The 13700-nt window shown below is 74.0% G+C and carries 13 protein-coding genes; 6 read left to right on the forward strand and 7 right to left on the reverse strand.

All coding sequences use genetic code 11. From position 1 onward, the window contains the following. Positions 1-207 precede the first annotated feature (207 nt). The 4 genes from ACGF4F_RS15020 to ACGF4F_RS15035 are packed head-to-tail and all read left to right on the forward strand — an operon-like array spanning position 208 to position 4148. Positions 208-897 (forward strand): DUF305 domain-containing protein, encoded by a 690-nt coding sequence (locus tag ACGF4F_RS15020; RefSeq protein ID WP_357438104.1) that lies wholly within the window; start codon positions 208-210, stop codon positions 895-897. A 4-nt stretch (positions 898-901) separates the two neighbouring features. Continuing rightward, a complete protein-coding gene (locus ACGF4F_RS15025; protein WP_357438106.1) occupies positions 902-1807 on the forward strand; it encodes an MmpS family transport accessory protein in 906 nt (301 codons plus the stop codon). A 47-nt stretch (positions 1808-1854) separates the two neighbouring features. After that, positions 1855-3042, forward strand: coding sequence for a pyridoxal phosphate-dependent aminotransferase (locus tag ACGF4F_RS15030; protein ID WP_357438109.1), 1188 nt, complete (start codon positions 1855-1857; stop codon positions 3040-3042). After that, positions 3039-4148 carry a beta-eliminating lyase-related protein gene (locus ACGF4F_RS15035; protein WP_357438112.1) on the forward strand — a complete coding sequence of 370 codons (1110 nt, stop codon included), beginning with the start codon at positions 3039-3041 and terminating at the stop codon, positions 4146-4148. The genes ACGF4F_RS15030 and ACGF4F_RS15035 overlap by 4 nt, the downstream gene beginning before the upstream one ends. Before the next feature lie 198 nt (positions 4149-4346). Here ACGF4F_RS15035 and glmM read toward each other — a convergent pair whose 3' ends face one another. The 7 genes from glmM to ACGF4F_RS15070 form a co-directional block, all read right to left on the reverse strand. Continuing rightward, positions 4347-5702 (reverse strand): phosphoglucosamine mutase, encoded by a 1356-nt coding sequence (gene glmM, locus ACGF4F_RS15040; RefSeq protein ID WP_357438115.1) that lies wholly within the window; start codon positions 5700-5702, stop codon positions 4347-4349. Between the two features lie 119 nt (positions 5703-5821). Beyond that, on the reverse strand, positions 5822-6286 hold the full coding sequence (gene rpsI / locus ACGF4F_RS15045; protein ID WP_030501567.1) for a 30S ribosomal protein S9: 465 nt from the start codon (positions 6284-6286) through the stop codon (positions 5822-5824). Between the two features lie 20 nt (positions 6287-6306). Continuing rightward, positions 6307-6750 (reverse strand): 50S ribosomal protein L13, encoded by a 444-nt coding sequence (gene rplM / locus ACGF4F_RS15050; RefSeq protein WP_073834885.1) that lies wholly within the window; start codon positions 6748-6750, stop codon positions 6307-6309. Positions 6751-6940: 190 nt separating this feature from the next. Next, positions 6941-8311 (reverse strand): MFS transporter, encoded by a 1371-nt coding sequence (locus ACGF4F_RS15055; RefSeq protein WP_393077775.1) that lies wholly within the window; start codon positions 8309-8311, stop codon positions 6941-6943. Positions 8312-8433: 122 nt separating this feature from the next. Then, complete coding sequence (locus ACGF4F_RS15060; protein WP_357438120.1) at positions 8434-8727, reverse strand: type II toxin-antitoxin system PemK/MazF family toxin; 294 nt, start codon at positions 8725-8727, stop codon at positions 8434-8436. Beyond that, positions 8717-8977: a DUF6364 family protein gene (locus ACGF4F_RS15065; RefSeq protein WP_265007346.1), complete on the reverse strand. Its 261-nt coding sequence runs from the start codon at positions 8975-8977 to the stop codon at positions 8717-8719. Before ACGF4F_RS15065 ends, ACGF4F_RS15060 begins: the two co-directional genes overlap by 11 nt. Before the next feature lie 153 nt (positions 8978-9130). Next, positions 9131-9826 carry a class I SAM-dependent methyltransferase gene (locus ACGF4F_RS15070; RefSeq protein WP_357438123.1) on the reverse strand — a complete coding sequence of 232 codons (696 nt, stop codon included), beginning with the start codon at positions 9824-9826 and terminating at the stop codon, positions 9131-9133. A 146-nt stretch (positions 9827-9972) separates the two neighbouring features. On the opposite strand from ACGF4F_RS15070, the gene ACGF4F_RS15075 reads away from it, so the two are divergent. Together ACGF4F_RS15075 and ACGF4F_RS15080 are read left to right on the forward strand one after the other, a co-directional pair. Continuing rightward, a complete protein-coding gene (locus ACGF4F_RS15075) occupies positions 9973-12168 on the forward strand; it encodes a molybdopterin oxidoreductase family protein (protein ID WP_357438125.1) in 2196 nt (731 codons plus the stop codon). A 64-nt stretch (positions 12169-12232) separates the two neighbouring features. After that, positions 12233-13666, forward strand: a complete 1434-nt coding sequence (locus ACGF4F_RS15080) for an FAD-dependent oxidoreductase (protein ID WP_393077943.1) — start codon at positions 12233-12235, stop codon at positions 13664-13666. Positions 13667-13700 lie beyond the last annotated feature (34 nt).

The raw sequence follows: 13700 nt of genomic DNA on the forward strand, positions 1-13700 counted from the left end.
GCTTGTGGTCACGGTTCAGTGAATGTGGTGGCGGTGCGACGGCACGAATAACCGCAGGTGGGACCAATCGAACCTTTTCGCTGCCCGCGATCTTCCCGGTGCAGGTCAACGCCGCGTTACGATCCCGGCCATCCTCGGGCGGACGGCGGGAGTCGAGTTGTGCTAGGTGTACGGTTCCGATCTCTTTTTGGACGGTCGCGGGCGATTGTGCTGGTCGAGTTGGCCGTGCTCGCCATGGTGGCCGCCGGGGCCGCGGCGGTCGTCTGGTGGCCCGACGACCAGCCGAAACCGGCGGCGAAGGCGAGCCCGCCCGAATCGCTCGCCCTGCCCGGCCTGCCGAAGGCAACCGCACCGGTGCTGCTGCCCGGGGCTCCCGGCGAGCCGGCGAAGACCCTCCCGGCAAATGAGATGCCGCCCGTGCCGCGCCCGTCGTACAACAACGCCGACGTCCGGTTCGTGACGATGATGATTCCGCACCACGAGCAGGCGCTCGTGATGGCCAAGCTGGTGGCGGACCGGGGAAAGAACCCGCAGCTCAAGATCATTGCGGACCGGATCCTGGCGGCCCAGGAACCGGAGATCAAGACACTGGAGACCTGGCTGACGGACCGGGGTTTGAACCGGAACTCCGGCCCCGGCCACCAGCACGGCATGGCCGGCATGCAGTCAGCGGAGGCATTGGATCAGCTCACCGCCGCCCGGGGCGCCGAGTTCGACCGGATGTTCGTCACCATGATGGTCGAGCACCATCAGGGCGCGATCGACATGGCGGGCGAGGTGCTGGCGCTCGGAGTCGACGGCGTCCTCAACGAGATGGCCAGCAGTGTCACCGTGGAGCAGGGCGCTGAGATCAAGCGGATGCGCGAGGCGCTGGGCACCCGTCCCCCTGCGAGCTGACCTGATGTCCGAGCCAACGCCGACCCCCCAGCCGTCGGCCGACGGGGGCCACACCGATCCCACCACCCCACCGGCGCCCGCGCCCTGGACACCACCCGATCCGCTCGCCGGCCCCCAGCCCTGGGTGCCGCAGGCGCCGTGGTCGCCGACCCCCTGGTCGCCCGGCTCGACCGGCACACCCGGCCCGACGGGCGGGGCGGGCACGGCGGGCGGCATCGGGACGCCGGGCAACACCGGCCAGCCGGACGCGACCGCCGACCCGGCCCGCACCGGGCCGCCGGGTTCCGCCGACGCGCCGCGACCGGCCGTCCCGCCCGTCACCCCGGTCCCGCCGCCGGCTCACCCCTGGCCCGGGTACGCCGCACCCGGCTGGCCCCCGGCCGGCTACCCGCCGCCGTACGCGTACCCGGGGATGCCGCCGACCCGGACGAACGGCGGCAAGATCGCGGCGATCATCGTCGGGGTGGCAACCGTCCTGGTGCTGCTCTTCTGCGGCTGTGTCGGCCTGGGCGTGCTCGGCAACTCGTTCGGTGATCCGGTGACGTCCGGGGAGCCCTACGGCGACCCGGGCTACGGCGAGCCGGAGGAGGACGCCACCGCCGGGCAACCGAGCCCCGCCACCACCCCGTCGGGCGGGCCGGGCCGGTTCGAGGTGGTGTACGAGGTGACCGGCACCGAAGCGGTGAACGTCCAGTTCTACGACGCCAACGGCGACTTCCTCCAGGTCGACGAGGTGCAGTCGCCGTGGCGGCTGGCATTCACCGCCAACGACCGGCAGCGGGTGCAGATCGTCGCCTTGCCCGCCAACCGGGGCGGCGACCCGATCACCTGCCAGATCACCATCGACGGGAAGGTCGTCTCCCGGGATTCGAGCTCGTCGGGAGCGATAGCGACCTGCTTCGGGTGGTGAGACCGGCGAGTCGTGCGACGCGGGCGCCGGGCCGTAGGCTGGCCCGCGTGACGACGACCGATCCGCTGGTGGCCCGGATGCGGCCGTTCGGCACCACCATCTTCGCCGAGATGTCCGCGCTGGCCGTGCGCACCGGGGCGGTCAACCTCGGCCAGGGCTTCCCGGACACCGACGGCCCGCCGGAAATGCTCGCGGCGGCCGCCGAGGCACTCCGCTCCGGCCACAACCAGTACCCGCCGGGCCCGGGGATCCCGGCGCTGCGCGCAGCCGTCGCGGCCCACCAGCGCCGCTTCTGGGATCTGACGTACGACCCGGACGGCGAGATCGTGGTGACCGCCGGCGCCACCGAGGCGATCGCCGCCAGCATCCTCGCCCTCTGCGAGCCGGGTGACGAGGTGGTCTGCTTCGAGCCGTACTACGACTCGTACGCGGCCTCGATCGCGCTGGCCGGTGCCGTCCGCCGCCCGGTCACGCTCCGTCCCGCCGCCGACGGCCGGTACGCCGTCGACCCGGCGGAGCTGCGCGCCGCGTTCGGGCCGCGTACCCGGCTGGTGCTGCTGAACACCCCGCACAACCCGACCGGCAAGGTGTTCACCCGCGACGAGCTGGCCCTGGTCGCCGAGCTGTGCCAGGAGCACGGCGCGTACGCGGTCACCGACGAGGTGTACGAGCACCTGGTCTTCACCGACGCCGCCGCCCCGCACGTACCGCTGGCGACGCTTCCCGGGATGCGGGAGCGGACGCTGCGCATCTCCTCGGCCGGCAAGACCTTCTCCTGCACCGGCTGGAAGGTCGGCTGGGTGAGCGGGCCCGCCCCACTGGTCTCCGCGGTGCTGCGGGTGAAGCAGTTCCTCACCTTCGTCAACGCCGGGCCGCTGCAACCGGCCGTCGCGCTGGCGCTCGGCCTGCCCGACGCCTACTTCACCGACTTCCGGGACGGCCTGCAGCGACGGCGGGACCAGCTCGTCGCCGGGCTCACCGACGCCGGGTTCGACGTGCTCGCCCCCGAGGGCACATACTTCGTCACCGCCGACGTCTCCCCGCTCGGCGGCCGGGACGGGGTCGAGTTCTGCCGATCGCTGCCGGAGCGCTGCGGTGTGGTGGCCGTGCCGAACCAGGTCTTCTACGACGATGCCGAGGCGGGGCGGCGGCTGGTCCGGTTCGCCTTCTGCAAGCGCCCGGAGGTGCTGACCGAGGCGGTGGACCGGCTGCGCCAACTGAAGGGGAACCGATGACCGACCCGAACGCCGGCCGGCTACGCCGGATGGCGGCGCAGCGCAGCTGCGACACGGTGCTCTCCGGCAGGCCGCCGGCCTCCGTGGCCGAGCAGCTGGAGGCGCTCCGGGCGATCACGACCGACGACCTGTTGCCCGACTTCTACGGCGAGGGCGGGGCGGTCGAGGAGCTGGAACGCCGCGTCGGTGAACTGCTCGGCGCCGAGGCCGTCGCCTTCTTCCCCACCGGCACGCTGGCCCAGCAGGTCGCCATGCGGTACGGCGCCGAGCTGACCGGACGCAACGGCGTCGGCCTGCACCCGCTCAGTCACCCGATGCTGCACGAGCGGGACGCGCCCGCCGTGCTCGGCGGTCTGCGGCCGGTACGCACCACGGACGCGCCGCGCAACCCGACCGCCGAGGAGATCGCCGGGCTCGACGAGCCGATCGGCACGCTGCTGCTGGAGCTGCCGCTGCGTGACGCCGGGTTCGTCCTGCCGACCTGGGACGAGCTGGTCGCGGTGGTCGAGGCGGCCCGGCGACGGGGCGCCCGGGTGCACCTGGACGGTGCCCGGCTCTGGGAGTCCACCGTCCACCTGGGACGCTCACCGGCCGAGGTCGCCGCCCTGGCCGACAGCACGTACGTCTCGTTCTACAAGTCCCTCGGCGGGCACTCCGGTGCGGCGTTGGCCGGCTCCGCCGAGCTGGTCCGCTACGCCCGGGCCTGGCGGCACCGCTACGGCGGAAACCTCTTCCAGCAGTCGCCGGCCGCCCTGGCCGCGCTCGCCGGCCTCACCCACGAGCTGCCCCGGCTCGCCGGCTACGTGGCGCACGCAGAGGTGGTCGCGACGGCGCTGGCCACCCTGCCCGGCGCCCGGGTGCACCCGGCGCCCCCGCACACGCACCAGTTCCGGCTCTGGTTGCCGCACCCGGCGGACGCGCTCAACGCCGCCAACCTCGCGCTCGCCGAGGAGGAGAAGGCCTGGTTCGTCGGCGGCTGGCGGGACACCGAGGTGCCCGGCATCGCGCTGGCCGAGGTGACGGTGGCCGCCCCGGCGCTGGAACTGGACGCCGACCAGGTGGTCGACCTGGCCGACCGCTTCCTGCGCCGGCTGCCGCCGCGCTGACCACCGGGCGTCCCGGGCGCGGCGGGGGCACCTGCTCGCCGCCCGGCTGGAGCTGGTCGCCAGGATGGCCCGAGCCGCCGGGACCATCGCCCCTCTCTCCCTTTGGAGCTGATGTCGTCAACGACTCGGCTCCACAGGAGACAGACAGCGGTGTCAGCCGGCGCCCGCCCGGCCCCCTGAGCGAGGCCGGAACGGCGGTCAGCCGGCCGGGCTGGCGGTGCGTACCTGCTCGGCGATCCGCTCCGCCACGGACCGGGCGGTGGTCTCGGTGGCCGCCTCGACCATGACCCGGACCAGCGGCTCGGTGCCGGAGGGGCGCAGCAGCACGCGGCCGGTCTCGCCCAGCTCGGCCTCGGCCCGCTCCACCTCGGCCCGGACGGCTGGCGCGGCGGAGCCCACGGTCCGGTCGCCCACCGGCACGTTGATCAGGACCTGCGGCAGCTTGGTGACCACGGCGGCCAGCTCGGCGAGCGACTTGCCGGTGGCCGCCATCCGGGACATCAGGTGCAGCCCGGTGAGCACCCCGTCGCCGGTGGTGGCGTACGCGGGCATGACGATGTGGCCGCTCTGCTCGCCGCCCAGGGCCAGCCCGGAGGCGCGCAGCTCCTCCAGCACGTACCGGTCGCCGACCTTGGTCTCGAGCAGCCGGATGCCCTCGGCGGACATGGCGAGCTTCAGGCCGAGGTTGCTCATCACGGTGGCGACCAGGGTGTCCTCGGTCAGCGCGCCGGCCTCCCGCATGGCCAGGGCGAGGATCGCCATCACCTGGTCGCCGTCGACCTCGTCGCCGTCGGCGGTGACCGCCACGCACCGGTCGGCGTCGCCGTCGTGGGCGATGCCCAGGTGCGCGCCGTGCTCCACCACGGCGGCCCGCAGCGCGTCCAGGTGGTTGGAGCCGCAGTCGTCGTTGATGTTGAGCCCGTCCGGCTCGGCGCAGATCGCGATCACCTCGGCGCCGGCCTCCTGGTACGCCACCGGGGCGACCTCGGCGGCCGCGCCGTTGGCGCAGTCGACCACCACCTTGATCCCGTCCAGCCGATGCGGCACGGTGCCGACCAGGTGCTGGACGTAGTGGTCGGCGCCGTCGAGCAGGTCGTGCACGCGGCCCACCCCGGCGCCGATCGGCCGCTCCCAGGCGGTGGTGGCGTTCGCCTCGACCGCCGCCTCGATCCGCATCTCGATCTCGTCGGGCAGCTTGTGCCCGCCGGCGGCGAAGAGCTTGATCCCGTTGTCCGGCATCGGGTTGTGTGAGGCGGAGAGCATGACGCCCAGGTCGGCCTTGGCCTCCGCGGTGAGGAACGCCACCGCCGGGGTGGGCAGCACGCCGACGCGTACCACGTTGGCGCCGGCGCTGGTGAGCCCGGCCACCACCGCGGCCTCCAGCATCTCGCCGCTGGCCCGGGTGTCCCGGCCGACCACGGCGAGCGGCGGATGGCTCTTGTCCGACTCGGCGAGTGTGTGCGCGGCGGCGACCGCCACCGCGAGCGCCAACTCCGGGGTGAGATCCGCGTTCGCCCGCCCGCGTACGCCGTCCGTGCCGAACAACCGACCCATACCCGCCAACCTCCGAAGGAACTGCCGTTGCGAGGAGAGGAAAAGCGAACGGCCGGGCCACCTCCCCGTAGAGGAGGCGGACCCGGCCGTCCGTCAGAAGTACAAGGCGCTGCTGATGATCAGCGCTTCGAGTACTGAGGAGCCTTACGGGCCTTCTTGAGGCCGTACTTCTTGCTCTCCTTGACCCGGGCGTCACGGGTCAGGAAGCCGGCCTTCTTCAGGGCCGGGCGGTCGTCCGGCTCGCTGACGATCAGCGCCCGGGCGATGGCGAGGCGCAGCGCGCCGGCCTGGCCGGTGGTGCCGCCACCCCGCAGGTTGGCGATCACGTCGAACGCCTCGGCCTTCTCGGCGGTCACCAGCGGGTCCTTGATCAGCTGCTGGTGCACCTTGCTCGGGAAGTAGGCCTCGAGGTCACGGCCGTTGCAGGTGATCTTGCCGCTGCCGGGGACGATGCGAACCCGGACGATGGCCTCCTTGCGCCGACCCACGGTCTGGATCGGGCGGTCGCCACGAGGCGCGCGGGCGACGGGCGCCGGCGCCTCGGTGGCCTCAGGGGCAACCTCGGTGGCGGTGATGTCGGTCATGCTGCTTCCTTCGCCCGCGCTCACTGCGCGATCTGCTTGATCTCGAACGGCACCGGCTGCTGCGCGCCGTGCGGGTGCTCGGCACCGGCGTAGACCTTCAGCTTCTTGAGAATCTGACGGCCGAGCTTGTTGTGCGGGAGCATCCCCTTCACGGCCAGCTCGATGGCCCGCTCGGGACGCTTGGTGAGCAGCTCCTCGTAGCCGACCTGCTTCAGACCACCCGGGTAACCGGAGTGGCGGTAAGCGATCTTCTGCTGGCGCTTGTTGCCGGTCAGCGCGACCTTGCCCGCGTTCACGATGACGACGAAGTCGCCCGTGTCGACGTGCGGCGCGAAAGTCGGCTTGTGCTTGCCACGCAGCAGCGTGGCGGCGTGGGTCGCGAGGCGGCCCAGCACGACATCAGAGGCGTCGATGACGTGCCACTGACGCTCGATCTCACCCGGCTTCGGGCTGTACGTACGCACAGGTCTACCTTGTCTCGTCGTCGGTCTGGGGTCGCGCGCCGAGGTGACCAGGCGCGCACGAACGACCAAGCGTACCTGATGCGGCACGCCTCTGAATGTCGTACAACAGCAGGCAACGATACCCGGCCGCCCGGCGGCAGGTCAAAACGGGGTGCTCCCCGCGCGGCCCGCGCTTCCACCATGGCGCAGGTCACACGCCGGACAGCTTACGTGGCCCCGGCCGCAGGTACACCACCCAGGTCACCGCGAAGCAGAGCGCGTACCAGCCGATGAAGGCCAGGTAGGCCGCGTCCGCGGTCCCGGCGGCGAGGAAGGACTGCCGGAAGGCCACGTTGACCAGCACCCCGCCCGAGGCGCCGACCGCCCCGGCGATGCCGATCAGCGCCCCGGACCGCCGCCGGCTGCGGCGCTCGGCCGCCGCCCGTTCTCCGGTCCGCTCCGCCTCGGCGGCGGCCCGGGCCCGGAAGATCGCCGGGATCATCTTGTACGTCGACCCGTTGCCGATCCCGGAGAACACGAAGAGCGCCAGGAACCCGACCAGGTAGAGCGGGAACGACCGCTCGCGCGCGGCGTACAGCACCAGCGTGGCGCCCACGGCCATCGCCGCGAAGTTCCAGAAGGTGACCCGGGCTCCGCCGAGCCGGTCGGCGAGCTGGCCGCCGACCGGCCGGATCAGCGAGCCGATCAGCGGCCCGAGGAAGGTCAGCCAGGCGGCGTCGACCGGAGTCGGGAACCGGTCGTGGAACTGGAGCTGGAGCACCTGGCCGAAGGCGAACCCGAAGCCGATGAACGAGCCGAAGGTGCCCACGTAGAGCAGCGACATCACCCAGGTGTGCGGGTCGCGGGCGGCGGCGCGCAGCGCCCCCGGCTCGTTGCGCGCCCCGGGGACGTTGTCCAGCCAGCGCGCCGCGGCGAGCGCCGCGAGCACGATCAGCGGCAGGTAGACCGCCGGCACCAGCCGGGGGTACGCGGCCCCGGCGGTGGCCAGCACGGCCAGCCCGACGAGCTGCACCGCCGGCACGCCGAGGTTCCCGCCGCCGGCGTTGAGCCCGAGCGCCCGGCCCTTGAGCCGGTCCGGGAAGAACAGGTTGATGTTCGCCATCGACGAGGCGAAGTTGCCCCCGCCGACCCCGCTCAGGCAGGCCAGCACCATCAGTGTCGAGTACGACACCCCCGGCTCGATCAGCAGCGCCATCGGCACCGCCGGCACCAGCAACAGCAGCGCGCTGACGACGGTCCAGTTCCGCCCGCCGAACCGGGCCACCGCCAGCGTGTACGGCAGCCGCAGCACCGCGCCCAGCGCGGCCGGCACGGCGGTGAGCAGGAACTTCCCGGCCGGGTCGATACCGTACTCCGGGCCGAGGAAGAGCACCGTCACCGACCAGAGGCTCCACACGGAGAAGCCGACGTGCTCGGCGAAGATCGAGACGTACAGGTTGCGGCGGGCGATCGGGGCCCCGGCGGTGTCCCAGAACCCGGGGTCCTCGGGGCGCCAGTCGGTGATCGACCGCCGGCGCCCGGCGTCGGGGGCCGGGGCCCGGGGGGAAGCGAGCGTGCTCACGGCGACTCCTCCTCGTCGATGACGAGGGGGACGCTAGGAACGCCTGGTTTCCCGGCCGTGCCCGTCCCGGGTCGGGCCGGAAACGGAGACCGCACGTCCGCCGGGAGCCGGCGGTGAGCCGGTCAGAGCTCCTGGAGGATGCGCAGCGCCCGGCCGACCCGTTGCATGGTCTCGGTGTCGGCGACGTCCACGCACTCGGTGAACCACTTCTTCATGGGCGACGAGAGCCGGTCGGGCATCACCACGTAACCGCCCATGGCCACCGCGAGGGGCGAGTCCCGCAGCAACGATTCCTCGACCACCTCGGCCACGATCACGATCGGTACGTCGGTGGAGTTGTAGACGTCGGAGCTGATCACCAGTCCGAGCCGTTCCCGGGCGCCGGAGATGCGCCAGATCTCTCCCCTACGCAGCACGCGGACGTCCGCCGCCGAAGAGGGCGTCGTCGACCATCGCGGCCTCCTGGGCGTCGGCCAGGGCCGCGGACTCCAGATCCAGGCCGGCGCGGCCGACGGCGGCGGCGTGCGCGGTGAAGACCTCGCGCAGCGCCTTCTCCCGGGCGGCCTGGTCCATCCAGGCGGAGAGGGAGAGCCCTTCCCGCTTGGCGAACCGGCGCGCCTCCTCGATCGTCTCGTCCGAGAACGACAACGTCACCTTGGCGGTCATGCCGGACAGATTACCCACTGGTATGACCAGCAGTCATCCCCACTCGCGCCCGTCGGCGAACCGGACACCGGGGCACGGGCGGGGCGGACGGGACACCCCCCGTGGGCACTCAGGCTGGCCGGCCTCGACGCGGCGGTCGAGCCGCGCCGACCGTCACGGGCGGCGGCCGCCGAAGACGGCGAACCGCCACTCCTTGAAGAAGCAGTCCACGTCGGCCAGGCCGGCGTCGGTGAGCCAGCGGCACTGGTCGGTCACCGGCGCCGGCCGGTCGTGCCGCATCCGCTCCCGGGCCGCGGCGATCTCCTCGGCGTCCGAGCCCAGCTCGGTGATCCGGGCCGTCCAGACCTCGTCGTAGCGCCGGTCCAGCGCCGGGGTCGGGCCGGCGACCTGCTCGGCGTTGACGAACACCCCACCGGGCACCAGCGTCTCGGCCGCCCGCCGGTAGAGCGCCCGCTTGCCGTCGTCGGCTAGGTGGTGGATGGCCAGGGCCGAGACCACCGCGTCGTAGCGGCCGGCGGGCAGCGGGTCGGTCAGATCGGCGAGCACCGTCCGGTGCGGCACCCCCCGGGCGGCCAGGTGGCCGGCGGCCACCGCGAGCATGCCCGGGGCGGCGTCGACCAGGGTCAGCCGGACGCCCGGCACCGCCGCGGCGACCAACAGGGAGAGCAGGCCGGTGCCCGCGCCCAGGTCCAGCACCTCGGGGGTACGCCCCGACGCGTGCGCCGCCCGCAGCGGCGGTGCGGCGACCTGGACCGCGGTGCCGTAGAAGGCGTCGAAGCAGGGCACCAGCCGGCGCCGGGCCTCGTCGTAGCTCCCCGCCACCGCGTCGAACGCGTCCGCCACACTCATCGCGCCTCCCATTATTCAGGATTTCCGTCTCATATTCTAAACCTGACCATCCGGTCCGTCACTCCCGTGCGGTGTGAGGCGCTCTTGACAGGACCGAAACAGACGGGACCCGGACCGGAAACCGCCCGCCGGCACGCTTTCCCGGCATGACACAGGGTGCCCGCGTGACGACGCGACCGGGGGTTCATCGCCGGGAGGTCGCCACGCACTGCCCGTACTGCGCGCTCCAGTGCGGCATGGTGCTGCGCGAGGCCGAGGGGCGGATCGAGGTCGTGCCCCGCGACTTCCCCACCAACCGGGGCGGGCTGTGCCAGAAGGGCTGGACCGCCGCCGAACTGCTCGACCACCCCGACCGACTGGCCACCCCGCTGCTGCGGGACCGGCCCGGCGCGCCGCTGCGCCCGGCGAGTTGGGACGAGGCCCTCGACCGGGTGGCCGCCGGGATCCGCGCCGTCCAGGACCGGCACGGGCCGGACGCGGTCGCGGTCTTCGGCGGTGGCGGGCTGACCAACGAGAAGGCGTACGCGCTCGGCAAGTTCGCCCGGGTGGCGCTGCGTACCCGGCACATCGACTACAACGGCCGCTGGTGCATGTCCTCGGCCGCGGCGGCCGGGCTGCGCACCTTCGGCGTCGACCGGGGGCTGCCCTTCCCCCTCGCCGACCTCGGCCGGGCGGACACCCTGCTGCTGGTCGGCGCGAACCCGGCCGAGACCATGCCGCCGCTGCTGCGGCACCTCGCCGACCAGCGCGCCCGGGGCGGCCAACTGATCGTGGTCGACCCCCGGCTCACCGCCACCGCCCGGCAGGCCGACCGGCACCTGCAGCCGTTGCCCGGCACCGACCTGGCGGTGGCCAACGCACTGCTGCACGTGGCGCTCACCGAGGGCTGGCTCGACCGGACGTACGTGACCGACCGGACCAGCGGCTTCGACGAGGTCCGGCGGACCGTGGCCGGGTACTGGCCGGCCGAGGTGGAACGCCTCTCCGGGGTACCGGTGGCCGACCTGGAGGCGACCGCTCGGGCGCTCGCCACCGTGGACCGCGCGATCATCCTCACCGCGCGGGGCGCGGAACAGCACGCCAAGGGCGTCGACACGGTCAGCGCGTTCATCAACCTGGCGCTCGCCCTGGGCCTGCCCGGCCGCCCCGGCTCCGGGTACGGCTGCCTCACCGGGCAGGGCAACGGCCAGGGTGGGCGGGAACACGGGCAGAAGGCCGACCAGCTCCCCGGGTACCGGCGGATCGACGACCCGGCGGCCCGAGAGCACGTGGCGCGGGTCTGGGGCGTACCCGCCGACGACCTGCCCGGGCCCGGGGTGCCCGCGTACGCCCTGCTGGACTCGCTCGGCACCGCGACCGGCCCCCGGGCGCTGCTGGTCTTCGGCTCCAACCCGGTGGTGTCGGCGCCCCGGGCGGCCCGGGTCGAGTCCCGGCTGCGCGCCCTCGACCTGCTCGTGGTGGCCGACTTCGTGCGCTCCGAGACGGCCGACCTGGCCGACGTGGTGCTGCCCGTCGCGCAGTGGGCCGAGGAGGACGGCACGATGACCAACCTGGAGGGTCGAGTGCTCCGCCGGCGGGCGCTGCGCGAGCCGCCGCCCGGGGTCCGCACCGACCTGGCCGTCCTCGCCGGCCTGGCCGCCCGACTGCACGCTGGGGCCCTTCGTCATCGCACTCCGCACCGCACTGACCCCTTCCCAACGCCCGGGCCCGCTGCCAGCGGCGGGGGCAACGCGGCCGGCGGGCACGGCTTCCCGGCCGATCCGCGCGCCGTTTTCGAGGAACTGCGCCGGGCTTCGGCCGGCGGGCCGGCGGACTACGCCGGGGTGACCTGGGAGCGGGTCGAACGGGACGAGGGTGTCTTCTGGCCCTGCCCCGACCCGGACGGGCCGGACACCCCCCGGCTCTTCACCGAGTCCTTCCCGACCCCGGACGGGCGGGCCCGGTTCCACCCGGTGACGCACCGACCGGCCGCGGAGGAGGTGTGCGCGGAGTACCCGCTGCACTTCACCACCGGCCGGGTGCTCGCCCACTATCAGTCCGGCGCGCAGACCCGGCGGGTCGACGCGCTGCGCCGGGCCGCCCCGGAGGGCTTCGTCGAGCTGCACCCGGACCTGGCCGACCGGCTTGGCGTGGCCGGGGGCGACGAGGTGCGCGTCGTCTCCCGCCGGGGCGAGCTGCGGGCGCCGGCCCGGCTCAGCCCAACGATCCGGCCGGACACCGTCTTCGCGCCGTTCCACTGGCCGGGCGCGGCCCGCGCCAACTCGGTCACCAACGACGCCGTCGACCCGGTCTCCGGTATGCCGGAATTCAAGATCTGCGCGGTCCGGGTGGAGAAGGCATGAGCGAGCGAATCATCCGGCACAGCGCGGCGGAGTCGCCGTGAGAGTGGTCATCGTCGGCTACGGGATGGCGGGCGCGCGGCTCGCCGCCGAGCTGCACGCGCGGGCAGGCGACCGGAAGGTCACCGTGCTCGGGGCGGAGCAGCACCGGGCGTACAACCGGATCATGCTCTCCGCCCTGCTGGCCGGGAAGATCGACGAGCCGGACGTGGAGCTGGCCGAGGTCGCCGGGCAGGGCGTGGACGTCCGGACCGGGCTGGCGGTCACCGCGATCGACCGGGCCGCCCGGGAGGTACGCACCGCCGACGGCGATCGCCACGGCTACGACCATCTGGTCCTCGCCACCGGCAGCCGGGCCGTGGTGCCGCCGCTGCCCGGGCTCGACCCGCTGCCCGACCGGGTGGTCCCGTTCCGCACCCTGGACGACTGCCGGCGGATCCTCGCCGCCGCCCGGGGCGCCCGCCGCGCCCTGGTGCTCGGCGGCGGGCTGCTCGGGCTGGAAGCCGCGCGCGGGCTCGCCGCCCGGGGGCTGGACGTGACCGTGGTCCACCCGACCGGATGGCTGATGGAACGACAGCTCGACCCGACCGCCGGGGCGGTGCTCGCCGGCACCCTCGCCGGGCTGGGCGTACGGACCGCGTTGGCCGTCCCGGCGACCGGGGTGGCCGCCGACGCCGACGGGGTCCGCCTCGACCTCGCCGACGGCCGCTCGCTCCACGCCGACCTGCTGGTGCTCTCCTGCGGCGTACGCCCGGACACCGCCCTGGCCGCCGCGGCCGGGCTGGCCGTGGATCGGGGCGTGCTGGTGGACGACCGGCTGCGGAGCAGCGACCGGCACATCTCGGCGATCGGCGACTGCGCCCAGCACGCCGGGGCGCTGACCGGGCTGGTCGCCCCGGCCTGGGCGCAGGCCCGGGTGGTGGCCGAGGTGCTGGGCGGCGAGGACCCGCTCGCCCGGTACCGGCCGCGGCCGGTGGTGACCCGGCTCAAGGCGGCCGGCATCGACCTCGCCGCGATGGGTGACACCGCCGACGGCACACCGCCCGCCGGCACCGCCCCGGATGACGGCGGACCGGTCGAGGAGCTGACCTTCGCCGACCCGACCCGCGGCACGTACGCCCGGCTGCGGATCCGCGACGGCCGGTTGACCGGGGCGATCCTGCTCGGCGACAACCCGGCCGTCGGCACGGTGGTGCAGCTCTTCGACCGGGGTGACCCGGTGCCCGCGGACCGCCGGGCGCTACTGCTCGGGCGGGCGTTCGGCGCCACCCCGGCCACCCCCGCCGCGTCCCCGGCGCTGATGCCGGACGCGGCCACGGTGTGCCAGTGCAACGACGTCCACAAGGGTGCGCTGGTGGCGTGCTGGCGTGCCGGCGCCCGGACCGTCGAGGAGCTGTCGGCGGCGACCCGGGCGGCGACGGGCTGCGGCGGCTGCCGGGACGCGGTGGCCGGCATCGCCGACTGGCTCGCCGAGGCGGACCCGGTGGCGGTGACGCGATGAACGGAGTGCGGGGACGGGAAAGCGGAGGTGATGG

Source organism: Micromonospora sp. NPDC047740 (genome assembly GCF_043204735.1).
Taxonomy (GTDB): Bacteria; Actinomycetota; Actinomycetes; order Mycobacteriales; family Micromonosporaceae; genus Micromonospora.